This is a genomic window from Candidatus Poribacteria bacterium (assembly GCA_016866785.1).
Lineage (GTDB): Bacteria > Poribacteria > WGA-4E.
This window is the reverse complement of record VGLH01000003.1, coordinates 33,756-60,343: the sequence shown is the minus strand read 5'-3', so window position 1 is coordinate 60,343 and position 26,588 is coordinate 33,756. Positions and strand designations below refer to the sequence as shown.

General features: G+C 66.2%; 16 protein-coding genes. 4 read left to right on the top strand and 12 right to left on the bottom strand.

What is annotated here, in order from left to right; all coding sequences use genetic code 11:
* Position 1: 1 nt before the first annotated feature.
* The 6 genes from FJZ36_01085 to FJZ36_01060 form a co-directional block, all read right to left on the bottom strand.
* Complete coding sequence (locus tag FJZ36_01085) at positions 2–1,084, bottom strand: Ldh family oxidoreductase (protein ID MBM3213504.1); 1,083 nt, start codon at positions 1,082–1,084, stop codon at positions 2–4.
* Positions 1,029–4,166 carry a hypothetical protein gene (locus FJZ36_01080; protein MBM3213503.1) on the bottom strand — a complete coding sequence of 1,046 codons (3,138 nt, stop codon included), beginning with the start codon at positions 4,164–4,166 and terminating at the stop codon, positions 1,029–1,031. The genes FJZ36_01085 and FJZ36_01080 overlap by 56 nt, the downstream gene beginning before the upstream one ends.
* 140 nt (positions 4,167–4,306) lie before the next feature.
* Positions 4,307–5,671 carry a tetratricopeptide repeat protein gene (locus tag FJZ36_01075; protein MBM3213502.1) on the bottom strand — a complete coding sequence of 455 codons (1,365 nt, stop codon included), beginning with the start codon at positions 5,669–5,671 and terminating at the stop codon, positions 4,307–4,309.
* A 60-nt stretch (positions 5,672–5,731) separates the two neighbouring features.
* Positions 5,732–6,721 (bottom strand): ribosomal RNA small subunit methyltransferase A, encoded by a 990-nt coding sequence (rsmA, locus tag FJZ36_01070; protein ID MBM3213501.1) that lies wholly within the window; start codon positions 6,719–6,721, stop codon positions 5,732–5,734.
* Positions 6,639–7,781: a terpene cyclase/mutase family protein gene (locus tag FJZ36_01065; GenBank protein ID MBM3213500.1), complete on the bottom strand. Its 1,143-nt coding sequence runs from the start codon at positions 7,779–7,781 to the stop codon at positions 6,639–6,641. The genes rsmA and FJZ36_01065 overlap by 83 nt, the downstream gene beginning before the upstream one ends.
* A gap of 41 nt (positions 7,782–7,822) precedes the next feature.
* A complete protein-coding gene (locus tag FJZ36_01060) occupies positions 7,823–8,863 on the bottom strand; it encodes a TonB family protein (protein MBM3213499.1) in 1,041 nt (346 codons plus the stop codon).
* Between FJZ36_01060 and FJZ36_01055 the strand changes: the two genes are divergently transcribed.
* From FJZ36_01055 to FJZ36_01040, 4 genes are all read left to right on the top strand, one after another.
* On the top strand, positions 8,748–10,268 hold the full coding sequence (locus FJZ36_01055; GenBank protein ID MBM3213498.1) for a hypothetical protein: 1,521 nt from the start codon (positions 8,748–8,750) through the stop codon (positions 10,266–10,268). The two genes, FJZ36_01060 and FJZ36_01055, sit on opposite strands and share 116 nt — an antisense overlap.
* A gap of 146 nt (positions 10,269–10,414) precedes the next feature.
* Complete coding sequence (locus FJZ36_01050) at positions 10,415–10,627, top strand: zinc ribbon domain-containing protein (protein MBM3213497.1); 213 nt, start codon at positions 10,415–10,417, stop codon at positions 10,625–10,627.
* A gap of 131 nt (positions 10,628–10,758) precedes the next feature.
* Positions 10,759–11,436: a cell division ATP-binding protein FtsE gene (gene ftsE, locus FJZ36_01045; GenBank protein MBM3213496.1), complete on the top strand. Its 678-nt coding sequence runs from the start codon at positions 10,759–10,761 to the stop codon at positions 11,434–11,436.
* Entirely contained in the window at positions 11,433–12,290 is an 858-nt protein-coding gene (locus FJZ36_01040; GenBank protein ID MBM3213495.1) for an FtsX-like permease family protein, read from the top strand. The genes ftsE and FJZ36_01040 overlap by 4 nt, the downstream gene beginning before the upstream one ends.
* Here the strand turns inward: FJZ36_01040 and FJZ36_01035 are convergent.
* The 6 genes from FJZ36_01035 to uvrA all read right to left on the bottom strand — a co-directional run bounded on the left by FJZ36_01035 (position 12,250) and on the right by uvrA (position 26,456).
* Positions 12,250–13,104, bottom strand: a complete 855-nt coding sequence (locus FJZ36_01035; protein ID MBM3213494.1) for an aminoglycoside phosphotransferase family protein — start codon at positions 13,102–13,104, stop codon at positions 12,250–12,252. The two genes, FJZ36_01040 and FJZ36_01035, sit on opposite strands and share 41 nt — an antisense overlap.
* Positions 13,104–14,318, bottom strand: coding sequence for an acetate/propionate family kinase (locus FJZ36_01030; GenBank protein MBM3213493.1), 1,215 nt, complete (start codon positions 14,316–14,318; stop codon positions 13,104–13,106). The genes FJZ36_01035 and FJZ36_01030 overlap by 1 nt, the downstream gene beginning before the upstream one ends.
* Positions 14,319–14,382: 64 nt before the next feature.
* Positions 14,383–16,056, bottom strand: a complete 1,674-nt coding sequence (locus tag FJZ36_01025) for a hypothetical protein (GenBank protein MBM3213492.1) — start codon at positions 16,054–16,056, stop codon at positions 14,383–14,385.
* 26 nt (positions 16,057–16,082) lie between these two features.
* The gene (locus FJZ36_01020; protein ID MBM3213491.1) at positions 16,083–17,798 is read right to left on the bottom strand and encodes a CRTAC1 family protein; all 1,716 of its coding nucleotides are present in this window, start codon (positions 17,796–17,798) and stop codon (positions 16,083–16,085) included.
* 1 nt (position 17,799) lies between these two features.
* Positions 17,800–20,619, bottom strand: coding sequence for a DNA polymerase I (gene polA, locus FJZ36_01015; protein MBM3213490.1), 2,820 nt, complete (start codon positions 20,617–20,619; stop codon positions 17,800–17,802).
* Positions 20,620–20,639: 20 nt separating this feature from the next.
* Positions 20,640–26,456: an excinuclease ABC subunit UvrA gene (uvrA, locus tag FJZ36_01010; protein MBM3213489.1), complete on the bottom strand. Its 5,817-nt coding sequence runs from the start codon at positions 26,454–26,456 to the stop codon at positions 20,640–20,642.
* Between the last annotated feature and the right edge of the window lie 132 nt (positions 26,457–26,588).

Below are 26,588 nucleotides of genomic sequence, written 5' to 3'. Positions count from 1 at the left end.
GTCACCACGGGCGCTCGATCCCGAGCTCATCCGCCAGCGCTTGCAGACGGCTCTGGTGATTCCTGCCGACCGGCACGCCCAGCTCACGATACTCGCGCTCCCTCACCGCCTCGATCCCGCCGGGCAGATACGACTCCGTGAATCCCTCGACGGGAGCCATCTGCCGCACCGCGCGGACGTACGCCGACGTCTCGCGCTCGAACTGCTCGACCGGCATGAACAAGTCGATTCGGAACATGATGACGAGCGACCCCTGGTTGGCTCCCGACCATGTCCGCGTGGCGCGGGACGGATCCAGCGGCACGCCTGCGAGAAGCGCCCCCCACGTCTGGCAGATCGCTCCAAGCCCGATGCTGCGGAACACGATGGCGGGAGCCAAGCGCGCGATTTCCTCGCGGTGCTGGTTCCCCATGTAGAGGTCGTGCATCGCGCCGAAGTCGAGGACGAACGGGTCTTGGTCGCCCGTCGGAAAGCTGAACGACATCGGCGAGCCTCCTCCGGCGTGGTAGATCGGGTTCCCCGGTGACAGACCGAGCTGGTGACCCGACGTGACGAACGCCAGCAACCCGTGCAGGAGCGCCTTCCGCGAGTAAATCCCTGCCGCCCCGAAATGCCCGTGGTTGCGGCTCAACCCGACCGCGATGCCGGACTGCTTCGCCAGTTCGATGACGCGCTCGGCGCTCCGCAGCGCCGGGAAGTATCCGAGCCCGCCGTCGCCGTCGACGATCACGCTGGTGGGCGTTTCGCGGACGATGTGGACGTTCGGCTTCGCGTTCAAGTGTCCGTCGCGCATCAGCGGCGCGTACCCTGCGATCTGCTGTGTACCGTGGCTGAAGACGCCGCGCAGATCGTTGGCGACCAGCGCGTCTGCCAGCACGGATGCTCTCTCTGGCGGCAAGCCGACCGCCTCGCCGGCGCGAGCGACAAAGGCGTGGAGCTTCTCGTGCGGAACTCGGATGAACTCGGTTGGCGGAGTGTTCAACGGGTCGTCCTTTCGATGGTTCTCAGACCACGTGTCGCGCCAGAAGTCAGTAGGGAACGGTCGCCCAGAGCCAAAATCGCGGCGTTCGTTCGTCGGTTCCACGAACCGGCAGCGCGATGTCCATCTGGAGCCGCTGGAACCCGAGGCGGCGCGTCAGCCTTGCGGCGGGCGGGCTCGCGTCGGAGGTCACGTCGATGCCCATTGAGATGCCAGCGTCGCCGTACCAATGCCGATCCCACTCGGGCTCGTCCGCCCACATGGTGGCGCCGGCATCTCCGAACGCGGCGAGGAACGCCGCTGCCCACGGCAGATGCCACGCGAGGTCCGCGCCGATGACGCCTCCGAGGTCGCCGACGAACTGCGATGTCTCGAACCCTCGGAGCGTCGCGGCTCCACCCAGCCACCATTGGCGCTGAATCGGCAGGCGTTGGCGCGTCCACTGACCCTGGCAACGGGCGGTGAGTTGGAGGCTGTCTCCCAGCGGCGCGTAGGCGGCGAGATTGCCCTGCACACGCACGAAGCGCATCGACGCTGCCCGGCGAAGCGAGCCGTCGTCCGGGAGCGCCGGAATGAATCGCGCGACTTCCGAGTGGACCTGCGCGAGAAGCCCGAGCCGCGTTCGTGGCGAGGGCTCGGGCTTCGGCTGGATCGCCATGTCGTCTTGCGTATCGACGTCGCGAAGGTCCAGCATGAAATCGAGCGACGCGTAGTGCGTCGTGCCGTCCGATGCGGGGCGGTTGGGTCGGATGCCTCCGCGCGTCAGAATGCTTCGGTCGAGCAGCGACCGGAGCGAGCGGTCGATGTCGGCGCTGATCCCCGCTTCGAGCTTGACGCGGCGATGCGGAGCGAACCACGTGAACGCTCGAACGCCGTCCGTCGTGTGGTAGTCCCCTGGCACGGAACCGTACGCGAGCGCTGTCAGGCTCGAAAGCACACCGGGGGAGCCCTGCCATAGCTGAGCGCGCGAGGCGCGTTCGGCGACACCCCCGATCACGAGCATGCCCTTCGTGTCGATGGCGTAGCGTGCTCCGACGCTGCCGTTCACGCGGTACGTTCGTCCGTCCGTTCTCTCCGCGTATTGGAGCCCGGACATGCGGATCGCCGTCAGCCATCGTCCGATGGGCTCATCGCGCAGCCTCAGAGTAGCTCCCAGTTCCCAGACGTGCACCTGCGTGAAGGCGACAATCGGCGCAACCGACACACCGACCCGGCTCCGCTCTTCCGCGATGACGGTCCAGACGACTCCGCCGTCCGCCCGTTCGGCGCCGCCGTCGCTCAATCCCATCAACTCGCGATGCCCGCGCGACAGTCGATCCGTTGCCGCTCGACAGTCGTCGACAGCGACCCATCGGTTGTAGGGCTGCCCTCGACTGGACGCGAGCTCCGATTCGATGTCGGCTCGCGGAACCGCGCGCGCGCCGACGACTCGGATCGCATCGATCCTGCCCTCGTCGACGATCAGGCGCAGACCGTCCGAGGACACGTCGGAGCGCACGGTCGCTAGCGCGTAGCCCTGCGCGCGGTAGGCGTTTTCCATGAGCCGCCGCCTCGACTCGATGGCGTCGTTGGCGATCCAGCCGTCGCGCCAATCGAAGGCGAATCGAAGATCGTCGGACTGCCAGACCGTCGCGCCATCGATTTCGGGAGAGTGCGTTCGCGTCGCCTGAAAGCCGGACGCCGAGAGGAGAGCGGTTTCTGTCTCGCCGTCCGACGTGAGCGACACGCCGACCTCGCGGAACCAGCCGAGACGCCGCGCGCGCGCTTCGACCGCCGGAAGATCGGACAGGCGGATCAGCCCATCGGCGGGCAGCCCGACCGCCTCCGTGATCTCATCTGCGGTGGCGTCGCCCTCTGCCTCGACCCGGATCGGAATGCGCTCTTCGCGTGGATCGCGTCGCTCGCCCAACACGAGGAGGATGTTCTGGTCGCCGGAACCGTCTTCTGTCCCGCCGCGCGACAGACGCACGGCTCCCGTGGTATCCGGCTCCAAGCCGTCGACGCGAACCGACATTTCGAGAACCCACCAGCCGGGCAGCAGTCGTATCGCGATCTCCAGACCATCGTCGTCCGGTTCGTCGTCGAGTCGGGTTCCCAGCGGGTTGACGATCAGTCCGAGGTGTCGCTCCAAGAGCGTGATGCCCCAACCGAGCTCATTGCCCGCGCCCTCGAAGTCAGGATCGTCCGGCAGAACCTTGAGCGCCAGCGACGCCCAGTCGCGCTGCTCGGCGGCAGCCGCGATGAAGAGATGCTCGTCATCCCACGCGAACTGGACGTGCGTCGATGGACCTGCTGTCGCGCTCTCGAAGCGCAAGTTGGGCGCATCGAGCCAGGGGGCTTCGAGCTCGCCGTCCACCGAGATGCCGCCCTCGATTCGGGGAGCGACGTACTGCGGAACCGTCGCTTCCGAGCTCTCCTCGTCATTGGCAGCGAGGACGTCGATACCGCCGTGGTCCGTCTGGAGCTCGACGAGAGGTCCGCCGGTTCCTAGCGTGCCGGCAACGCGGCGATTTCCGCCGCTCTCTTCGGGCGTCTGGATTCGTAGACCGATGGGCACTTCGATGTTGACGGCTCCGCCGTCGGCGCGGGCATCGAGCTCAGCGGCAAAGCCTGGCGGGATTCGCAGCGAGAGGTCTCCCTCGCCCGACTTGAGCACGAGCGGGAACGCGGCGGCGTCCAGCACGGCGATCTCGATGTCGCCTCGGTTGACCTGGAACTTCGAGGCATCGGCGAGGAACACGCGCGCGCTGACGTTTCCGCGATCGACCTGCACGTCGAAGCTGCCCACGGCTCTGTCGATTGTCAAGGAGCCGTCGACGAGTCGCAGACCCAGCGTTCCGTAGAGCCGCGTCACAATGACTTCGCCGCGCTCGACCGTCACATTGAGCCGGAGGTCTTCGGGACAGCGGATCTTCACGGCTCCGGCGTCGTCGGAACCGCCCTCCACGGCGATGGTTTCGTCGTCCCTCCCGACGGACAACGGCGAATCGGACTCGATCGACAACTCCGGCAGGTCGTGGCTGGTGATCCAGAGATCGACCGCGCCGAAGGTCATGCGCGCCGACCGGGCTCCCGTGGCGTCGATCCGACGGACGGGCTTGGCGGCTTTTGCAGGCGCGGAGTGCAGCGCCGGCAGAACGGTCACGAGGAAGGCGGTGATCGCTCGCAGGAGGGAGGAGGTCGCCATGCCCGCATTCTAGCGGGGGCACCGGCAGGCGACAACGCGCAGACACGACCGGTACAGCACGAAGGCTCCCTTGCGGGAGCCCTCCGCTGCGCCCTTAGGGGACGGGCGCTTTGTAACCGCCTCGTAGGTGGCGGCAGCCCTTACTTCGCCGTCGCCGTCACGCTGAACGAGGTGGCGTATTGCATGATGCCCCGCGCGATGGCTTCGGCGAGCGTCTCTCGGTAGCTGGGGGTGGCGAGCCTTCTGCCCTCTGTCGGGTTCGACAGGAACCCGAGCTCGACGAGCACGGACGGCACGCGAAGCCCCGCCAGAACGACGAATCCGGCTTCCTTGATCCCACGGTCGTTCGAGCCGGAGGCGTTCGCGAGCTCCTCCTGGACTCTCGCGGCGAGAGAGCGGCTCTCGGCGGTCTTGGCGGAGACGAGGATATCCGCCAGCAGGTCGTCGATATCGTGCATCTGGACGCTGCCCGCGTTTTCGCGCGCGGCGGCGCGTGCAGACCGCGCATCACGCGCCGGAGCGCATACCCACGTCTCCACGCCGTTGCCTGCGGGCGACTCGGCGGAGTTCACGTGGATGCTGACGAAAAGATCGGCGTTCCACTTCCGCGCCAACTCGTTGCGCTGGGCCAACGGGATGAAGGTGTCGTCCTTGCGCGTCATCAGAACGCGAAGACCTCGCTCTTCGAGAAGCGCGGCGAGGCGCGTCGATACGTCGAGATTGATCTCTTTCTCTGACGGCAGCCCGGGAGCCGTCGCGCCGTAGTCCTTCCCGCCGTGTCCTGGGTCGATGACGATCGTCGACACGCCCAATCCGAGCTGCTGCATCAGCGTCGGAGATGCCCCGATCTTAGGAGCCGTCTGCGTCGGCGGCTGAACGATAGGCTGTGACGGCGGCGTCACGACCACGGGCGTCGGCTCGCCTTTGGGAGGTGGGCTCACGTCGATCTTGGGCTTGGGCTTCGGGTCCTCGATGACGACGGTGCGAGCCGGCGCCACGGGCTTCGGTGGCGGCGGGGCGATGGCGTTCCACGCTTCAGCGGCATATGTGCTGGACGGGTAGTTGTTGACGAGCAACTGATAGTGACGGTGCGCCAGGGCTGGGTCGCCGAGCCTGCCATAGGCTCTGGCGGACCAGTAGAGCGCGTTCGGGGCGTGCGGCGATGTCGGGAACCGGTCGCGGAGCTCGCGGAACGCCTTGGTCGCTGCGGCGTTCGTCGCAGGGGTTCCCGCGTAGAAGTAGGAGACGCCCGCGCCGAACAACGCATCGTCCGCGTCGTCCGAGTCGGGGTTCTGCCGAACGAGTCCTGCAAAGTCGCGCGCCAGCGCCGTCCACTGATCCGGCGTCGCGCTGCCACGAGCGTAGGACTGCTGCACGGCGATCAGGTCGAGGAAACCTCGGTTCCCGGGCGCTCGAGACGCGCCCGCGCAGCCGAGGACGGCGGCGAGAGCGGCGACGGCAGCGAGGACGCGCGGACGCATCCATCCGAGGCGGGCTGAACGCATGTCCGCAGGTCCTCCGGCGGTTCGTTCCCTTGTCGTCAACTTCCGACGAGTAGAACGGCGTCAGGACTGCGCGGTTACGGGATTGGCTCCGAGCCGCGCGGCGAGCGCGTTCACGAGGCGGGCGAGCTCTTCCAGCGTCAGGGTCTCGCCCCGGCGCGATGAGTCGATACCGGCGAAGTCCAGCGCGGACGCGATCTCCGGGCGCGACGCCCCAAGCGATGACAACGCGTTGAGAAGCGTCTTGCGCCGTTGTCCGAATGCCGCGCGCGTCACGCGAGACAGTAGGAGCTCGTCGACGACGTGAACGGGCGGTGCGGAACGCGGGATGAGACGGATGACCGCCGACCGAACCCGCGGTGGCGGGTGGAACGCCCCGGCTCCGACGCGGAAGCAGTACTCGGCGACGCATCGATAGTGGATCCACACGGAGATCGAGCCGCAGCCGGGGCTTCCGGGCGGAACGGCGATGCGACGAGCTACCTCCTCTTGCACCATGAGCGTCGCGGCGGTCCAGGCGCGCGAGTCGTCGAGCAGGCGCTCGAGGATCGGGGTCGTGATGCTGTACGGAAGGTTGCCGACCACGGCGACAGGAGGCGCGACGCCGTTCGAGGCGAGGACGTCGGTCAGCGGCGCTGCAAGGAAATCGGTCGGCACCACCTGAACGGCGGGGAACCGTGTCGCGAGTTCCTCGATCTTCGGGATCAGGTCGCGGTCGATCTCGACGGCAAGGACTCGTCCGGATCCGCCCACGGCGGCGGCAAGCCGCTCGGTGAGCGCTCCGGGCCCGCTGCCGATCTCCAGCACCGTGTCGCCGGACTGAATCCCGGCAGCGGCGATGATGCGGTCGAGGACGCCCGGATCGTGCAGGAAGTGCTGGCTCAGCGCGCGCTTAGGACGCGGGCGCACCGGTTCCTTCACGTTCGATCCGGGCGTGGGCTCTCGGCGTCCGCGACGCGGCACGCGACTCCTACTTCGTCTTCGGGTAACCCGCCTCGAGGGCGAGAATGCTGTACGCCGTGACGAGCACCGGATCGCCCTCGTACCAGCGATCCGCTTCGTTGGGGGGCCACGCCCCGGTCGGCGTCTGAGACTTGATCAGTTGCTGCGACAGGGCTTGATACCAGTCGATCTTCTGCCCGGATGCCGTCGTGAAGGTCGGCGACCCGTAAGCGGCGAGCGCCTTCGCCATCGTCTGGTAGCCGTAGTAGAGTCCCTGCTTTCCGATGGGCTCGTTCTCTTCCAGGTTCCAGTGCTGGCTGAGCCACTTGACCGCCGCCTGAACGCGCGGATCGTCCCGTTTGACGTTGGCGTAGATCATGCTCATGACGCCCGCGTAGGTCATCGTCGCGTAGGAGCGGGGTCGTCCCTGGGCGTCGTTGCCCGCCTTGCTCTCCGGCGGCTCGTTCTTACCCAGCGCGTAGATGAACCCGCCGTCGTCGGTGGACCAGGACTCGTCGTTCGTCTCGCTGTTGTTCTGGAGACGGCTCAGGAACTTGATCGCCTTGTCCCAGACGGCGGCGTCCGCCGATGTGCCGCTGTCGCGCAGCGCCGTCAGCGCCATCGACAGGTTCGACAGGTCGTTTCGGTTCGGATTGCTGCCGTATCCGATCCCACCGTAGTTGGAATCCTCCGGCTGTGCGCCCTCTCCCTCATCGACTTGCGAGCGCATGATGTATTCCTGCGCGCGCCGGATCGCCGTGGCGTAGCGCGCGTTCTTGGAGGCAGCGAGCGCCATCAACGCCGTGGACGTGCTGTAGTTGGGCAGCGGGAGTTGGCTCTTGGCGTCGTAGATGGACCCGTCGGCGTTCTGGAGGCTGACGAACCAGTCGAGCGCGCGCTTCACCTGAGGGCTGTCCGCGGTGTACGTGCCCTTGGGATGGCGCAGGAACGCCGTTGCCACGAGCCCGGATACGCCCGGACCGTACTCGCTGCGCCAGATGCCCTTGGCGTCGCTCTGGGTCGCGAGCCACTTGAGCCCGTTGTCGATGGCGCGATCGACGGCGGCGAGATCGGCTCGGGTCTGCGCTTCGACGGGAACCAGCGACGCAACCGCGAACCAGGCGATGGCGGTCGCGATCCATTGCACGCGTTTCATCGGGTTCTCCCTCATGTGTTGGGTTCTCCCTCATGTGCAGGAGTAATGACCTCGCGTCAGGACCCGCGAGGTTCCTTCAGCTCGAACACGACCGGAATCAGGATTCGCAGCGAGTCCCCGGTTTGCTCGGCGGGGAACGCGGGGAACGGCGACGCCTCTCGGATCGCCGAAACGGCGGCATCGTCCAGCACCTTGGAGCCGGAGGACCCTTGCACCTCGACGCTGCTCACCGTCCCGTCGCGGCGGACGAGGAACAGGACGTTCGTTGTGCCCTCGAGCCCGGCTTCGCGCGCAAACCGTGGATACCGCTGGAACTTCTCGATGCGGCGTCGGATCGCGTCGAGATACTGGGGCGCGATGCGGTTCGCGGACGATTCGGGCGTTACCGCCGCCACCACGGACGAAAGCCCCGGAAACGCCTCGTCGATCCTCGCGGGCGCTGCCGAAACCGAGCGCGGAGCCCATGCCGGCGGTTGCGTGGCGATGGTCGCGACCGGACTCGTCGGAACGCGGGCGGGAGGTCGCATCGGCGACACGTCAGGAGCGCCCTGCGCGCGGACCAGCGCCGTCGGCGTATCGACCGACGCCGTGACGGCGGTGAAGACGGATCGAGTGTTGAAGATCGGCTGCCGACCGGGCGTCGGATCCGGCGTCGCGATGGATGACGTCTGTGCGACGAGGGGCGGCGGCGTCCGGCGATGGGTCATCATCCGCTTGACGACCTTGGGAGGCGTGGATGGCAGGACGTCCGCTGTGATCGCCGTGATGAGCTCAGACTTCTGGACGATGATCACGACGCTCAGCGCGAGGGCTCCCAGCAGGTGGAGGCACGCGGAGAGGACTGCCGCGATTGCCATGCGGCGCGAGCGTCGACGCACGAGGCTCTCCCAGTTCGGCGCACGGTCCGGCGCGTGCGCATCGACCGTATGATAGCCGGATGCCAGTGCCTGTAGAACCTCAGCCGCAGCGCTGTCGTTGACCATGATCCGAACACCTGTGCACAGATCGGGAACACGTTCCGAATGCGGCGAACACCGAGAACGAGGCGACGGCGCGTTCCCGCGCGATCCTTCGACCCGCCGTCCATCGGACAGCATTCAAGGAATGTGCCTGGCGCCAGGATCGGCTAATGTGTGGAGCACGGGGAAGTCGAACCGCCGCAATGGAGGAACCGACATGCGCGCCGCCGCGATCGTTCTGGGGATGACGTGCCTAGCGCCCGCTGCGATTTCCGCGCCGGACATCGTCTGGGACGTGGATTGGGCGAAGTCCGCGCCGCTGGAGGTCGAGGTGGCGTCCGAATCCGTGGAGCGTCACAACGACGTCGATCTCATCGTCCGTGAGCTGTCGTTCTTGTCTCACGAGTGGAACGGGACGGCGATCCGCATCGCCGGGCACCTGGCGGCTCCGGTGGCGGCGCGCACCACCCCGCTGCCCGCGATGGTCATGGTCACGGCGTCCCCGACGGACGCGCGGAACCTGGCGGCTTCGGGCGGCATCGTCGCGCTCGCCATCGACCGCGTTGGCGAAGGCGAATCGACGGGTCCGAAGGACATCTACGAGAACTGGCTCGATCTGGAGCCTGACAAGGACATCCGCAACAGTTGGATGTACCACTTCGTCATGTCGGCGATTCGGGCGGTGACCTATCTGACGACGCTGGACATGGTGGACACCGGGTCGATTGGGGTCACTGGCACATCGCGGGGCGGACTGTGCTCCCTCCTGACGAGCGCGGCGGATGACCGCATCGCGCTGGCAATGCCCGTCGCCGCGACCGGCGACTACGACCGGACGGTCAGCACGCAGGACAACTGGCTGGAGTCGCTGGTCATTCGCCCGACCGGGCGTACGCCCGAGTCCGTCGCGTGGAAGCGGTTCGTCGCGCAGTACGATCCGGCGCACTTCGTGGACCGGCTCCACGGGATGGTCTGGATCGTCAACGGAGCGCAAGACGAGTTCTTCCCCATCGGGTCTAACGTCCCGTTCGCGTCCGCGCCGCGCGTGCGGTTCGGCGTCATCTACGACGGCGATCATGGGTACTTCGGGCAAGCGTCGGGCATCTATGAGACGTATGACAACGGCAAGGCGATCTGGGTGCGCGTCGGGGCGAACCTGGCTCGTGGCGTCCATGCGGTGCTCCACGGGCGGGACGATCTTCCAGCGACTCCGGTGATCGAAGGCGCGCTGCGCGAATCGTCATCAGACGAACGCGTCCGCTTCGAGGTTCGCATCGACCGGAATGCTCGGGTCAGAGCGGCGCAGGGAATCTATAGCACGGACGGTTCGTGGACGTTCCGGCGCGTCCCTCTTGCGTTGGGAGACGACGGCTTGTGGCGTGCCGAGGGCGACGCGCCGGCGGGGTGTTCCATCGCGGCGTTCGTCGAGGTGGAGTACGGCGACGACGCCGGCTCGTACTACCTGACGTCCGTTCCGAAGCTGGTGCCTGGCGAGGGTGAGTCGGCGTATACGACGAGGATCCGTCCGGCGCCGACGTTCTAGTTGCCGTCAGCGCTCGGGCCCGCTGTCGCGCTAACCGCCGTGGAGACGCTTCGCCCGCAGGGAGCCGGTGTGATCGCGGCTCTGTCCGTCTGTCCTTGCGTGCGCTATCATGTAATCTGGTGATCAGCATTTGAAAGGGCATCCCTATGCCAATCTATGAGTACGAATGCGCGTCGTGCGGGAAGCATTTCTCACTGCTACGCCGTGTCTCGGATGACGACCGCACGATCGAGTGCCCCGAGTGCCAGACGGCTCACCCGAAGCGGCTGTACTCCACGTTCGCCGCTTCTGCCGGCGCTGCCAAACCGACGTGTTCGCTCTCGCCGAAGGGCTGCAGCCCAAGCGGGCCCTTCCGGTGAGCGTCCTGACCGTCGGGCGGTTCGCCTGACAGCACAAACCGGAAACACCGAGCTCACGCGCGTCGTTCGTACACGACGACGGCGGGTATCCCTCCCGGCGTCTGCACGCCGTCCGCCGGAGTGGATTCTGCATGAGCGCTCAGCCCATCATCCAGATCGAGCACGTCACGATGCGCTACGGACGGCATGAGCCCGTCCTGAACGACGTGTCGTGCGACATCCTGCCCGGAGAGTTCGTCTTCATCGTCGGCGCGAGCGGCGCGGGCAAGACGACGCTGCTTCGGCTCCTGTTCCGCGACCTGCTGCCCACGAAGGGGCGCGTCGTCATCGGCGGGCAGGACATTGATTCGCTCCGCCCCCGTCAGTTGGCGCACTTCCGTCGGCGCGTCGGGGTCGTGTTCCAGGACTTCAAGCTCCTGCCGCATCGAACGGTTCACCAAAACGTGTCCCTGGCGTTGCGCGTCGCCCGGAAGCCGCGCCGCGAGATACGGGAAGCCGTTGATCGCATGCTGACGCGGGTCAGCCTGACGCACCGGCGCGACGGCATACCGGAGGAGATCTCCGGCGGCGAGCAGCAGCGAGTCGCCATTGCTCGCGCCATGGTGGGGAACCCCGCCATCTTGTTGGCGGACGAGCCGACCGGGAACCTGGACCATCGGCTCGCGTCAGACATCTACGACCTGTTCGAGGGCTTCAACCTGCGCGGTACGACCGTTCTCATCGCGACGCATGACCTGTCGAGCGCCGTCGAACGGGGCAAGCGCGTCATCCGCATCGACCGCGGCACGCTCCGCGAGGGCTTGGCATGAGGTATCTCTTCGGCGAATCGCTCCTGAACATCCGGCACAGCGGCGCGGTCGGCGTGCTCGCAGTGTTCATCGTCGCGTTGACGACGGTGCTCTTCGGGGCGCTGAGCCTCATCCAGAACGTCGTGCGGGGCGAAGTGGCGCGGTTCGAAGACAATCCGGCGATGGTCGCGTTCATCGAGGACACGGTGCCGGACAGCGATGTGCAAGCGTTGGGAACCGCGCTGGAATCGCTGCCGGGCGTCGCGCGGATCGTCATCGTGTCGAAGGATCAGGCGCTTGCGCGCAGCCGCGACATCTTCGGTGAGCAGAGCGATCTGCTGCTCGAAGGCTTCGAGCGGGACAACCCGCTGCCACGATCCGTCGAAATCTACCCGCTGCCGCAGTCCCGGAGAACGCAGACGCTGGACGCCCTCGAAACACACTTGAAGACGCTGCCCGGCGTAGAGAGCGTTCTCTACGAACAACGCGACATCGCCATCATGCAGCAGGTGAAGGGCGTCGTGTTCCTTCTCGGCGTGCTCGTCGCGCTCATCTCGGTGGTGGTCATCTCGTTCTCGATCATGCTGACGATCTACGCGAGGCGCGATGAGCTGGCGATCTTGCAGCTCGTCGGCGCGACCATCGGCTTCATCCGCGCGCCCCTGGTGCTTCAGGGATGCTTCGAGGGGCTGATCGGCAGCGAGATCGGCATGGGGCTTTTCTACCTGCTGTTCCGCCGGTTCGGACCGGGCGTCGGCTTGGTCGAGTTCCTGTCGGCGGAGCAGATTCTCACAATCACCGGCGGAGCCACCGCCGTCGGGCTGATCGCCGCCCTCATCCCGCTGCGGAGCCATCTCCGACTCCAACCGAGCTAGCCTCGACCGCCTTGCGAACCATTCCCAGCAGGATGCCGCGCTCGACCTCGATGCGCTCGCTGAGTCTCCCTGCCGCAACGACGAGCCGCCAAGCCCCTACGTCTTGCGCTCCCACGCCGGTGGTTTCCATGTAGCGGCTCCGGTACTCTCGGATGAACCGCCGGATCGTCCGCGATACGACACTGGCGACGACTGGGGGTCGCCGATATCTCGCTGCGAGCTCCAGAATCAGGATCGACCTCGCCGCATCCGCCAGCCCGTTCCCCTGCGTGACACAATCGCAGTCGATGATCGTGGCTCCGGAGCGAGTCATCATCACGTTCTTGGGGTGGAAGTCGCCGTGGCAGAACACGTCGCCGGTCGGGAGGGCGGCGAGGGAGCAGAGGGCGGCGTCGCGCCACGCGTCGGGGAGCGCGTCGGCGTGCCGTATCTTCCGTTCAAGCAGGGGTCGCTGATCCGGGAGGCTGGGAGCCGACCGGGAGTGCATCTCGACGTGGAGATCGGCAAACGAGCGCGCGAGTCGTCGTACGTTCCAGGGCCGGATCGCCGCCGCCATCTCGCGACCGTGGACGCGCTCAAAGACGATACCGGCTCTGCCGCACGCCTCGACGACGCCGAGCGGCTGCGGCGTCGGGACGCCTGATTCCCACACCAACCGAGCGCGCCGCGCCTCGGACTCCGCTTCGTCCATGCCCCAGTCGGGGCGGAAGAGCTTGACGACGCGGCTCTCGTCAAGGGCAAACAGTTCCGCCATGCGGCCTTCGGCGATGCGCTTGCCGAGAACGACTTCGCCCAGCCCTCCGCCAGTGCCCATCAGCTTGCTGCCGCGATGAGCCGCGCGGTCTCGCGGGCGACGATCAGCTCTTCATTGGCGGGAACGACGAGGATCGGCACGCGGGAGTCGACGGAGGCGATGTTGCCTTCCCCCCGGAGGGCTCGGCTCTTGACCGCGTCGAGTTCAATGCCCAGGAACGCCAGACCGTCGCAGATCGCTTCGCGGTTCTCCCAGCCCTTCTCTCCGATCCCGCCGGTGAAGGCGAGAACGTCCACGCCGCCGAGCGCCGCCGCGTAGCCCCCGATGGTCTTCTTGACGCCGTAGTGGTAGGTGTCCAGCGCGAGCTTGGCGTCGGCGTTCCCCTCGTCGGCGGCTTTGATGATGTCGCGCATGTCGCTGCCGACCCCGGAGACGCCGGCAAGACCCGCGTCCTTCATCAGCGCGCGCTCGACCTCCTGGCGCGTCAGTCCGCCGACATCCATCACGTAGAGCGGCACGAACGGGTCCATGTCGCCGCAACGAGTTCCCTGGAGCACCCCGCTCTGGGCGCTGAATCCCATGCTCGTGTCGACCGACTTCCCGCCCCGGATGGCACAGAGCGACGAGCTCCCGCCGAGGTGGCACGAGATGACACGCAGACTCGCGGCGTCGTACGCGACGCCCTTTTCCGCCAGTATCTGCGGCACGCGCTGCGACACGAACCGATGGGACGCCCCGTGGAACCCGTACCGGCGGATGCCGAAGTCGCGCACCCAGGCTCGCGGGACGCCGAACTCGCGCGCGTAGTCGGGCATCGACTCGTGGAACCACGTCTCGAAGACGGCTCCGAGCGGCTTGCCCGGAGCGAGCTCTTGGAACGCCCGGATCGAGGCGATGTAGGCTGGGTTGTGGACGGGAACGACGGGGATGAGGGCTTCCATCGCTGCGATGACCGACTCGTCGATCAACGCCGAGGACGTGATGCCCTTGGCGAAGACAGTCTTGAACCCGACGCCGTCCACGTCGTCGAGGCTGGACAGGATGGGGTCGCCCTCAGACGCGTCGAGCAAGTAATCGACGGCGTGGCGGATCGCCGCGAGATGGTTTGGAGCGTCGATGGTTCCCTGGACTTCGGGCCCGCCCGAGTACTTGTACGCGGACGGCGCGTTTCCGATGCGCTCGACGCCGCCGCGCGCGAGGACGCGTTCCGTTGCCATGTCGAGAAGCTGGAACTTGTAGGACGAGCTGCCGACGTTCGAGACGAGGATCTTCATGGGGAGCCTCCGGGCGTTGGCGCGCGCCCGGATTGTATGCGATCCGGCGGGTCGGTCTCAACGATCACGAAGGCGGCGATGGCAGAGCGAGTTTCCTGCGGTAGAGCTGCATCATGCCGCGCTGAGGCGACGTGTAGATGAGCTCGTAGCCGTCGGCGAGCTGCTGGAGGATCGAGCGCGTGCAGTCGAGCTCCCGTTGATCCTCTCGCATGCCCCACAGGAGCACGTAGTCCACGTGCCCCTTCGTTCTCGTCGGGTACGTGGCGAAGTCGGCGCACGGCGGCTGCGCCTCCAGCCCTGGACCCACACCGATATGCCAGAAGGGGTTCACCTCGCCTCGGAACGTCAGCGGGAAGTAGCCCGTGTTCGCTTCGTAGTTGTCGAGCTCGACGATCCCGCGTTCTGCCGCGATATGCCCCGCTGCGTGCAGGAACAACCCGATCCGCGCCGACAGGACACGACCATCCGGCGAGACGCCCTGGTGCGAGAAGCAGAGCGGCAGCAGCGTCGAGTTCCGCTCGACCAGCGACTGACCGGACGTGTATTCGGCGAGGTAGTCGTTGAGCTCCGCGTACTTGCCGATGTGGAGCGTCACGAGCCCGAGCGCGATTGTACTGGCGGCGATCCGCGTCATCCACTTCGTCACGGCTCCTGCCCGACGAACCGCAAGCCAAAGCAGGAGCGTCAGGAACGGGTAGAGGTTCATCCGATGACTGATGAACCCGCCGCCCGACAAGCCATCCGGCGCCACGAAGTAGACCCACACGGACGCACCCACGACGACGGCAAGCCAGTCCCACCGCGACAGCCGATGCGCCCGCGCGAGCCGGTAGAGCGCCAGCGCCGTCAGACCGACGAGCACCCATACGAACGCTGCCGTCCACCCAAGCTCCGACTCTTGATAGGACACCAGCGATTCGAGCCGCCGCAGACGTATCCAGAGCGCCCCGCCCGGCGGCGACGGCGTCGTTCCTGCGCGGGCGACGAAGACTCCCGCCAGGATCGCTGTCGGGAGCAGGGCGTAGGCGGTCGTCAGCGTCCGCGAGACGATGGCAGGACGCGCCGCCCGCCAATCGTGGAAGCGGCGCAGGGCGATGCGTGCGGCGTCTCCTGCCGTCCATGCAATCGAAGGCGTCCCGATCAGCAGGACGAGCACGACGACCGAGACCAAGTGGCAGAAGTAGAGGAGCATCACCAGAAACGACAGAGCCACCGTCCGGCGCAACGTCAGTGCGTCGCCGTACCGGAACCAGTACCCAGCCGCGAAGAAGAACACGGGCAGGCTGAACGCGAAGTTGTAGAACCCCATGTGCAGCAGGTAGTTGTAGATGAAAGGGAACGCCAGCGCGGCGACGTAGCCGCTGTCGAGGTTGACCGCCCGCGCTGCGTACCGGACCGACCAGGGCAGGAGGAACACGTAGGCGCTCAAGAACACCTTCTCGGCGACGAGCGTCGGCAGGAGCAGCATCAATGCGCCGAGGACGATGTGCCCGAACCAGTTGGGGTCGGGCTGGCGGTTGATGACGTAGTACTCGCGGAAAACGGTCGCATCGGGGTCGTTGTAGTGGAAGAGCGCGTTGGCGTTGTTCAGGTGGGCAGGCCCGTCCTGCGCGGGGAAGTAGCGGAACCCCCAGATGGGGACTAGATGGATCGCCAGGAGCAGGATGAACAGGACGATGTCGGGGTCGCGAAGCCGAGGCTTGACCCCATGCCAGAGCGCGACGGCGTACGCTCGCACGCCTACCCTCCTCGACGTACCCCACGCTATCGTGTCTTGCGCCGAACCGCCCGCAGCTCCGTCACGCGCGAGCCGGCTCCGCGAACGAACTCGACCAGGTGACGCGACGGAACATCGGACGCCTGGGCAGTCGAGATATCGGGGAACCGGATGGCGACCGATGCCACGCGGTTGTCACCGAGACCGAAGAGCAGTCGGTCGTCGCGTGCCGATAGGTAGCTCCCTACGCCGCGGGCTTCTCGCGTCTGCGTGATGCCACCCGCCGTGACCGTCACACGCGCTCCATCTGCCGTTCGTTCCGCCGTGCCCACAACTCGGACCATCAGCCACTCGGACGCATCGGAGCCGTCGTTCCGCAGCAACGTCGGTGGCGCATTCGAGTTGACGACGAAGACGTCCGTGTCGCCGTCGTTGTCGTAGTCTCCGAGGGCGGCTCCTCTGCCGACCGTCGGCGGGAGCGCGAGCAGACCCGCCTCGCGCGCGACGTCCGAGAATGTCCCATCCCCTCGGTTCCGAAGCAAGGTCAGGCGCTGCGCGTACTGCTGATCCGTGAATTCCGCGATGTTGTCCTGCAGGTGGCCGTTCACGACGAGAATGTCGAGCCAGCCGTCCAGGTCGGCGTCGAACCACTCTGCAGACCACTTGAACCACGGCAGCGTCGCGACGGCGACCCCGGACTGCCAGCCCACGTCGGTGAACATGCCGTCACCGTCGTTGCGGTACAAGATCGCGGGCATCGACGACGCATTGCTGACCAGGAGATCGAGGTCACCGTCGTTGTCGTAGTCGCCGAACGATGCGCCCATGCCGCTACCGGGGATGCCGTTCTCGTCGTACCCCGTGCCGGCAGTCATTGTCATGTCGGCGAACGTGCCATCTCCGTTGTTGCGATAGAGCGTGTCGCGCTCCATGTCGTTGGCGACGGCGATGTCCGGGTCGTCGTCATTGTCGTAGTCGCCCACGGCGACGGCGAGCCCGATGCCCGGTCGGTTCACTCCCGCCGTGTCGGTCACGTCCGTGAAAGTTCCGTCGTGGTTGTTGCGGTAGAGAACCGGGGACTCCGGCACGAACTCGCTGCCGGGAAGCTGATCGACCGGGCTGCGATAGGTGGGCTGACCGGCGATCATCGCCGCTGCCGTGCCATGGAACTCGTACCGCATGTAGTTGACGACGAACAGGTCGAGCCATCCGTCGCCATCGTAGTCGCCAAAGGCGGCGCTCGTGCTCCACCGATCGTCCGCAACGCCGGCGAAGGACGAGACGTCCGAGAACGTCCCGTCGCCGTTGTTGCGATAGAGGACGTTCCGCCCCAAGTTGGTCACGTAGAGGTCGAGGTCGCCGTCGTTATCGTAGTCCGCGACGGCGCAGCCGAAGCCGTAGCCCGTGTCGCCCGTGCCGGAGGAGGCGGTCACGTCGGCGAAGGTTCCGTCGCCCAGGTTGCGGTAGAGGCGGTTCGTGGGAGGCGGGAACGTCGATGAGCCGGGCAGATCGGCTCCGTTGACGACGTAGAGGTCGAGCCACCCGTCGCCGTCGTAGTCGAAGAACGCCGCGCCGGAACCGAGTGTCTCCGGCAGGTACTTGCGCCCGGTTCTGCCGTCGAAATGGCGGAAATCGATGCCGCTCTCGTCCGTCGCGTCGACGAACGTCGGGAAGGACCGTGCGTCCGTTGGGACAGGGGAAACGCCGAGGAGCCAGAGAACGGAGAGCGCCGAGCTCAGCGAGTATCCGGCTGCGCGTCCCACGTCAGTGCGCGTCGAGCCAGTTGGCGCCGACTCCCATCTCGACGACGATGGGAACCGCCATCGGTATCGCCGACTTCATGCATCGTTCGACGAGTTCCATGACCTCGTCGCGCTCCGGCTCGTAGAGGTCGAACACGAGCTCGTCGTGGACTTGCAGAAGCATGAGCGTCCGCAGGTTCCGCTCTCGGAGTTCCCGGTGGATGTTCGCCATCGCAATCTTGATCATGTCGGCGGCGGTTCCTTGGATGGGCGTGTTGATGGCGTTCCGCTCCTCGCCGCTTCGCGCCGTGGCGTTCTTCGAGTTGATGTCGCGGAGGTAGCGGCGTCTTCCCAAAAGCGTTTCGACGTAGCCTTTTTCCCTTGCGAACTCGACGACGGATGTCATGTATCCTCGCACGCCAGGGTATTGAGCGAAGTACGCGTCGATGATCTCGCCTGCTTCCTTGCGCGGGATGTTGAGCCGCTGCCCCAAGCCGAACGCCGTCATGCCGTAGGTCACGCCGAAGTTGACCATCTTCGCTTTGCGTCGCTGCTCGGCGTTCACGTCGGACGTGGACACACCGAAGACGCGTGACGCTGTCTCGCTATGGATGTCCGCCTCGTTCCGGAACGCGGCGATCATCGCGTCGTCGTGGCTCAATTCGGCGACGATGCGGAGCTCGATCTGCGAGTAGTCCGCCGCGAGAATCCGATAACCGTCCTCGCGCGGAACGAACGCCCGCCGGATCTCCCTGCCGCGTTCCGTTCGAATGGGAATGTTCTGCAGGTTGGGCCCGTGGGATTGGATGCGACCGGTCGCCGTCACGAGCTGGTTGTAGTGCGTGTGGACGCGCCCCGTCTCCGGCGACACGCAGCCCGGAAGCATGTCCACGTAGGTCGACTTGAGCTTGCGGTACTCGCGGAACCGCAGCACCAACTCGACGATCTCATGCCGGTCGGCGAGGCGCGTCAGGATTTGCTCCCGCGTCGAATACTGACCCGTGCGCGTCTTTTTCGGCTTGTCTTCGAGCTTGAGGACATCGAAGAGCACTTCACCGAGCTGCTTCGGCGAGTCGATATGGAACTCCATGCCGGCGGCTTCGTAGATGCGCTTCTCCAGGTCGACGATCTCGACGGCGAGCGTCGCGGACAGGTCGCGCAGAGCCTGAACATCCAGACGGACGCCCGCGTGCTCCATCGAGACGAGCGCCGGCAGCAGCGGCGTCTCGACTTCGGCGAAGATGCGGCGCGCGTTCCTCTCGTCGATCAGCGGATCGAGCGAGCCCCGCAACTGGAACGTCACGTCGGCGTCCTCCGCCGCGTACTCCGCGACGGCGGGAATCGGCACGTCGCGCATCGACTTCTGCTCGGGACCTCGCTCTCCGATGAGCGACTCGATGGAGACCGGCTTGTAGCCGAGGTAGACCTGCGAGAGGTAGTCCATGCTGTGGCGCATCGACGGCTCGATGAGCGCGTGGGCGATCATCGTGTCGTAGAGCACCCCGGCGACCTCGATGCCTTGGCGTTTCAGCACCGCCAGGTCGAACTTGATGTTGTGACCCACCTTCTCGATGGCTGGGTTCTCGAAGACAGGGCGGAACGTCTCCAGTGTCGCCTGGATCGCCGACGGCTCAACGGGCAGTGGGACGTAGAAGCCGGTTTCCGGCGAATACGAAAACGCCAAGCCGATGGGTTCCGCCGACCGATGCAGACCCGTCGTCTCGATGTCGAAGCAGAAGCGCTCGCGGGTCGCCAGGTCATCGGCGAGCGCCCGACGCGCCTCGTGCGTGTCGACGACGGTGTACGTGTGGAGTGTGTCCTCGATGGTCCGCACGGGGCCCGTGATGGCGACCGCGTCTCCGGCTTCCTCATCGACGATCTCGTCTTCGCCCGCCTCATCGTCGCCGTTGGCGTCGTCCGCATCGTCGTCGGCTGCGGCAGCGGGAGCGGCGGTCGTGAGGGCGAGCTCGTAGGCGTCGCCGAAGACGCGCTTGCCCAGCGAGCGGAACTCGAGCTCATGGAAGAGCTCCAGGAGCGCATCGCGATTGGGTTCGCGAACCGTCAGATCGTCCATGCCGACAGTGACGGGCACATCGCAGTCGATGGTCACGAGCCGCTTGCAGAGCCGCGCCTGGTCGGCGAAGGCTTCGACATTCTCCTTCTGCTTGCCCTTCAGCTCGGCCGTGTTCGCCAGCAAGCCTTCGACGGAGCCGTACTTCGCGACGAGCGCCTTCGCCGTCTTCTCGCCGATGCCGGGAACGCCGGGGACGTTATCTGAGCTGTCGCCCCAGAGCGCGAGGACGTCGATCACCTGCTCGACGCGCTCGATGCCCCATTGCTCCAACACCTGTGGGATGCCGATGACCTCGGTTCCGTCGCCGGACTTGCCGGGCTTGAGCACGAACGTGTTCTCGTCGACGAGCTGGGCATAGTCCTTGTCGGGCGTGACCATGTAGGTCTGGAACCCGTCGCGTTCCGCGCGTCGGGCGAGCGTGCCGATGACGTCGTCTGCCTCGTAGCCCGGCATCCGCAGCGCGGGGATGTTGAACGCCTCGGTCAGCCGGAAGACGTAGGGCAGCGACGCGCTCAGGTCTTCGGGCATCGCCTCGCGCTGCGCCTTGTACTCGGGGTACTCGATGTGGCGCTGCGTCGGCTCGGGCGTGTCGAACGCGACAGCGATATGGGTCGGTTTCTCGTGTTCAAGCACCTGCAGGAGGGTCGTCGCGTAGCCGTGGATGGCGGCTGTGTTGAAGCCCTTCGAGTTGAGCATCGGGTTGCGGATGAACACGAAGTAGGCGCGGTAGGCGAGCGCCATGCCGTCGAGGAGATAGAGCTTTCTCATCCGCCGCAACCCTCCCGATGTCAGTGCCCGAGGATGGGTCGCAGGAACCGACCCGTGTGCGATGCGTCGATCCGCGCGATGTCCTCCGGCGTGCCGGTTCCGACGACGTAGCCTCCCGCGTCGCCGCCTTCGGGTCCAAGGTCGATGACGTGATCGCTTGCGGCGATGACGTTCATGTTGTGCTCGATGACGACGACGGTGCTCCCCTGATCGACGAGCCGGTGGAGCACTTCCAGCAGCTTGCGCACGTCGTCGAAGTGCAGACCCGTCGTCGGTTCGTCCATGACGTAGACGGTCCCCGCGCTCGACCGCCGGGCGAGTTCGCGGGCGAGCTTGACGCGCTGCGCCTCGCCGCCGGACAGCGTCGTTCCCGACTGCCCCAACTGGATGTAGTCGAGTCCGACATCGCAGAGCGTCTGGAGCTTCCGCGCGACCTTGGGGATCTTCGCGAAGTGCTCGCGCGCGTCGGCGGCGGTCATCTTGAGCACGTCGGCGATGCTCTTGTCGCGGTATCGCACCTGGAGCGTCGCCTTGTTGTAGCCGCTTCCGGCGCAGGCGTCGCACTCGATCCACACGTCGGGCAGGAACTGCATCTCGATCCGCGTGTAGCCGTTGCCCCGGCACGTCTCGCACTGACCTTCGGCGAGGTTCGCGCTGAACCGCCGCGAGTCGAAGCCCCTCGCTTGGGCGTCCGGCAGTTCCGCGTAGAGGTAACGGATGTCGGTGAAGACGTCCGTGTAGGTCGCCGGATTGCTCCGGGGGGTCTCGCCGATGGGCTTCTGATCGACGTTGATGACCTTGTCGAGATGCTCCATGCCCCGGATGGCGCGGTGCGCCCCTGCGTGCGTCGACGCCCCATTCAGCTTGCGCGCCAAGACCGGATAGAGCGTCTCCTCGATGAGCGACGACTTGCCGGAGCCCGACACGCCCGTGACGCAGGTGAGCGTTCCAAGCGGTATGGAGACGTCGACGTTCTTCAGGTTCCGATGGGTTGCGCCGATGATCTCCAGCGCCGCGTTCCTGCCGCGCCGACGCTTCGGGGGCTTGGGAATCGCCTCGACGCCGGACAGATACTGCCCGGTCAGCGACGACTTCGTGGACTCGAGGACCGACAGGGAGCCCTGTGCGACGATCTCGCCGCCGTGCGTGCCGGCTCGCGGTCCGAAGTCGAGGATGTGATCTGCCGTGCGGATCGTCTCCTCGTCGTGTTCTACCACCAGAACCGTGTTCCCCAGGTCGCGGAGCCGGTGCAGCGCCTTGATGAGCCGGTCGTTGTCGCGCGGATGCAGACCGATGGTCGGCTCGTCCAAGACATAGAGCACGCCAGTCAGCCCAGAACCCAACTGCGACGCCAGGCGAATCCGCTGCGCTTCGCCACCGGACAGGCTGGGAGCTGGGCGCGCGAGCGTCAGGTAGTCGAGCCCGACATCGCAGAGGAACCGCAGCCGGTTCGATATCTCCTCCCGCAAGTCGCGCGCCACGGCTTCGAGCTGACCCGTCAGCCGGAGCGACATCATCGCGTCGAGCGCCTCGCGGATCGTGATGCGCGTCCACTCGACGATCGTCTTGCCGCCCAACTGCACGCTCAGCGCAAAGGGCTGGAGCCGGGAACCCCGGCACGTCGGGCAGTCCACCTCGCGGAGAAACGGCCGGATATCCCGCGCGAAGGCGCCGCGCACGTGGACCCAGTCGGTTCCTCCGGCGGCTCCTCGGAACCGGGCTCTGCCGCCGTTTACGTCGAAGACCTCGCGCGAGCCGTAGAGGATGATCTCGCGGACTTCGTCCGGTAGCTTCTCGAAGGGCGTCGTCAGCGAGAAGCCCATCTTCTTGGCGAGCACGACCAGAAACGGCGACATCGGATGCTCCGACGTCACCTCGCCCCACACGAGGACGGCTCCCGCGCGGATCGACTTGCGAGGGTTCGGCACGATGAGGGATTGGTCGGCTCCGACGACCCGCCCGATGCCCTCGCAGCGCGGGCACATGCCCAACGGGCTGTTGAACGAGAAGTTCTTCGGCGTCAGCGGCTTGAAGCTCAGACCGCAGGGCACGCATGCGAAATGCTCGCTGAAGGACTCCGAGACGGGTGTCTCGTCGCCATCCTCGTTGGGCGACACGCCCACGATCCGCAGAACGCCCTTGCCCTCACGGAGCGCGACTTCGACGGCTTCCGAGAGCCGCGAACGCTCGTCTTTGCGCAGGATGACACGATCCACGACGATCCCGACGTCGTGCCGGATGCGCCGGTCGAGGACGACGGCAGTTGGGAGCTCCTCCACCTTACCATTGATCCAGACGCGGGCGAACCCGCGCTTTGCGGCGCGGTCGAAAACCTCGGCGTACTCCTCGCCGCGCGCCAACTGCACCGGCGCGAGGACGTGGAGCCGGCTCCCTTCGGGCAGGCGCAGGATGTTGTCGGCGATCTGCTGGACGGACTGGCTCCCGACGGGTCGATGGCACTCCGGGCAATGCGCCGTCCCCGCGCGGGCGAACAGCACGCGCAGGTAGTCGTAGACCTCGGTGACGGTTCCGACGGTCGAGCGCGGGCTCTTGCTGGGCTGCTTCTGGTCGATGGCGATGGCGGGAGAGAGCCCCTCGATGTGCTCGACGCGGGGCTTCTCCATCTGCCCCAAGAACTGCCGCGCGTAGGCGGAGAGTGACTCGACGTACCGCCGTTGACCTTCCGCGTAGATCGTGTCGATGGCGAGCGAGGTCTTTCCGGAACCGGACACGCCCGTGAACGCGACCATCTTGCCCTGGGGGATGTTGACGCTCACGTTTTGCAGGTTGTGCTCGCGCGCTCCGACGACGCGTATCTCGTCGATGAGCTCCGATCTTGGAGTCGAGTCGTCGGTGTGGTCGCTGAGCTCCGGTCGCGACTCGCCGTCGATGCCGAGAACCTGGCGCAGGATGCGCCCCGTCGCGGACGGGAGCTCTCCGACGACGACGCCGTGCGCGAGCTCTTCCGGCGTGCCGATCGCGACGAGATAGCCGCCTTCCTCGCCACCTTCGGGCCCCAGGTCGATGATGTGGTCGGCGGTCTTGATGACCTCCATGTTGTGCTCGATGACGATGACGGAGTTGCCCTTGTCCACCAGCTTGTGGAGGACTTCGAGCAGCTTGCGGACGTCCTCGAAGTGGAGCCCGGTCGTCGGTTCGTCGAGGATGTAGAGCGTGCGTCCCGTTGCGACGCGCGCGAGCTCCTTCGCGAGCTTGACGCGCTGGGCTTCGCCGCCGGAAAGCGTCGGAGCCGGCTGCCCCAGCTTGATGTAGTCGAGCCCGACATCGTGGAGCGTCTTCAGCACGCGCCGTATCTTCGGGATGTCGGCGAAGTGCGTCAACGCTTCCTGGACGTCCATGTCGAGGACTTCGGAGATGCTCTTGCCCTTGTAGAGGACGGCGAGCGTCTCGTCGTTGAACCGCGCGCCGTTGCATACTTCGCACTTCACCCACACGTCGGCGAGGAAGTGCATCTCGACGCGCTTGAGTCCGTTCCCTTCGCACGCCTCGCAGCGCCCGCCCTTCACGTTGAAACTGAATCGTCCGGGCTGGTAGCCGCGAACCCGGCTCTCCGGCAGCTCGGCGAAGAGATTGCGGATGTGATCGAACAGCTTCACGTAGGTCGCAGGATTTGAGCGGGGCGTCCGGCCGATAGGCGACTGGTCGATGACGATGGCTTTGTCGAGATGCTCGACGCCCTCGATGGCGTCGTAGTCGCCGGGCGTCTCCTCGGCGCGCATCAGGTCGCGCAGGAGCGCCTTCGCCAGGATGTCGTTGAGGAGCGACGACTTGCCGGAGCCCGAGACCCCCGTCACCGCCGTGAAGACGCCCAGCGGCAGGTCGATGTCGAGCGACTTGAGGTTGTTCTGCCGGGCGTTGCGGATCCCCAACCACTTACCGTTGGGAGCGCGACGGCTCTCCGGTATGGGAATCGCGCGCTGGTGAGCCAGGTACTGGCCCGTGATGCTCTCCGGCGTCGCAGCGACCTTGGCGGGAGAGCCTGAGACGACGAGATTACCCCCCTTGACGCCCGCTCCGGGACCGAAGTCGGCGATGAAGTCGGCGGCGCGCATCGTCTCCTCATCGTGCTCGACGACGATGATCGTGTTTCCGATGTCGCGCAGATGCTTGAGCGTGTCGAGCAGTTTCTTGTTGTCTCGCGCGTGAAGCCCGATGCTCGGCTCGTCCAGAATGTAGAGAACACCGACGAGCCCCGTTCCGATCTGGCTGGCGAGCCGGATGCGCTGAGCTTCGCCGCCGGAGAGCGTCGGAGCCGTGCGGTTCAGGCTGAGGTAGTGCAGTCCGACGTTCGACAGGAACCAGAGACGTCCCCGAATCTCCTTGAGCACTTGCTCCGCGATGGTCTCCTGACGCTTCGTCAGCGGCAGGTCGGTGAAGAACGCCCGCGCGTCCTGGACGCTCATCTCGGTCACGTCGAGGATCGTCTTGCCGGCGATGTGGACGGCGCGCGCTTCGGGTCGGAGCCTTGATCCGTGGCACTCCGGACACGACTGGGCGTCCATGAAGCGGGAGTACCACCGGCGGGCGTTCTCGTTGTCCGCGTCGAAGTAGTGGCGCTCCTCCGGCGGGATGACGCCTTCGTACCGGCTGTCATAGTGGAACTCGCGTCCCCGATGGTTCTTGTAGACGAAGTGGATGCGCTCGCGTCCGCAGCCGTACAGAACCGCCTCCCTCGTGGTCTCCGGGAGATCGCGCCACGGCGTGTCGAGCGAGAACTTCATGTGCACGGCTAGGCTCTCGGCGACGTGACGGACTCGGAGTGTTCCCAGATCGCCCCAGAAGGCGATCGCGCCTTGGCGGATCGACTTCGATGTGTCCGCGACGACTTTCGCTGGCGACATGCGGATCGTCTCGCCGAGACCGTTGCAGGCGGAGCACGCGCCCTTCGGGCTGTTGAAGGAGAACGCTTGTGGTGAGGGTTCCTCATAGCTGATGCCGCACTCGGCGCAGGCGTACTTCTGGCTGAAGAAGTGCTCCGTCCCGTCCATCAGGTCGGCGATCATCGTGCCGCCGGCGAGTTTCATCGCCGTCTCGATGGACTCGCTGAGCCGGTCGCGGATGCCTTCGCGGACCTGGATACGGTCGACGATGATCTCGATGTTGTGTCTCAGGCTGCGATCCAGATCGACCGTGTCGGTCAGCTCGAAGACCTGCCCGTCGATGCGGGCGCGAGCGAATCCCGCCTTGAGGGCGTCGGCGAGCTCCTCGCGGTACTCGCCCTTCCTGCCCTGAACGATGGGAGCCAGGATCTGGACGCGCTGACCGTCCGGGAGCTCCATCAACCGGTCGATGATCTCGTCGCGGGTCTGCATGCCGACGGGCTTGCCGCACTCGAGGCAGTGAAGCTCCCCGACGCGCGCGAAGAGGAGCCGCAGGTAGTCGTAGACCTCGGTGATCGTCGCGACGGTGGAACGCGGATTGTGACCCGTCGACTTCTGGTCGATGGAGATGGTCGGCGACAAGCCGCCGATGAAGTCGACGTCCGGCTTCTCCATCTGTCCCAGGAACTGCCGCGCGTAGGCGGAAAGGGATTCGACGTAGCGGCGCTGTCCCTCGGCGTAGAGCGTGTCGAACGCGAGGGACGACTTCCCGGAGCCGCTGACGCCCGTGAAGACGATCAGGGAGTTCTTCGGCAGGTCGAGGTCGATGTTCTGGAGGTTGTGAACCCGGGCGCCGCGCACGGAGACGACGTCGCGGTACTCGGTACGTCGGACGCTCAATGGGGTGCCCTCGGGAACGCCTGGCACAGCAGGCGCCGCAGTGATTCCTGTATTCGCGAGCGGATCGGTAGGGTTGCCGCTCGGGCCCCTCGGCACGCGAGATGCCCCTGTAAGTGTACACGGAAACGACCGATGTCAAGGCTCGGGTTCCACTTTTCCGAGTGCGCCGAGAGGCTTGGCGGCGCATTGTGACCGCACGCTCCGAGTGTTACCATGCATCCGAACCGA

Coding starts and splice junctions, on each gene's coding strand:
- FJZ36_01080 (MBM3213503.1), bottom strand. CDS start 4,166: ATGGCGACCTCCTCCCTCCTGCGAGCGATCACCGCCTTCCTCGTGACC.
- FJZ36_01075 (MBM3213502.1), bottom strand. CDS start 5,671: ATGCGTTCAGCCCGCCTCGGATGGATGCGTCCGCGCGTCCTCGCTGCC.
- FJZ36_01065 (MBM3213500.1), bottom strand. CDS start 7,781: ATGAGGGAGAACCCGATGAAACGCGTGCAATGGATCGCGACCGCCATC.
- FJZ36_01055 (MBM3213498.1), top strand. CDS start 8,748: ATGATCCGAACACCTGTGCACAGATCGGGAACACGTTCCGAATGCGGC.
- FJZ36_01060 (MBM3213499.1), bottom strand. CDS start 8,863: ATGCTGTCCGATGGACGGCGGGTCGAAGGATCGCGCGGGAACGCGCCG.
- FJZ36_01050 (MBM3213497.1), top strand. CDS start 10,415: ATGCCAATCTATGAGTACGAATGCGCGTCGTGCGGGAAGCATTTCTCA.
- ftsE (MBM3213496.1), top strand. CDS start 10,759: ATGAGCGCTCAGCCCATCATCCAGATCGAGCACGTCACGATGCGCTAC.
- FJZ36_01040 (MBM3213495.1), top strand. CDS start 11,433: ATGAGGTATCTCTTCGGCGAATCGCTCCTGAACATCCGGCACAGCGGC.
- FJZ36_01035 (MBM3213494.1), bottom strand. CDS start 13,104: ATGGGCACTGGCGGAGGGCTGGGCGAAGTCGTTCTCGGCAAGCGCATC.
- FJZ36_01030 (MBM3213493.1), bottom strand. CDS start 14,318: ATGAAGATCCTCGTCTCGAACGTCGGCAGCTCGTCCTACAAGTTCCAG.
- polA (MBM3213490.1), bottom strand. CDS start 20,619: ATGAGAAAGCTCTATCTCCTCGACGGCATGGCGCTCGCCTACCGCGCC.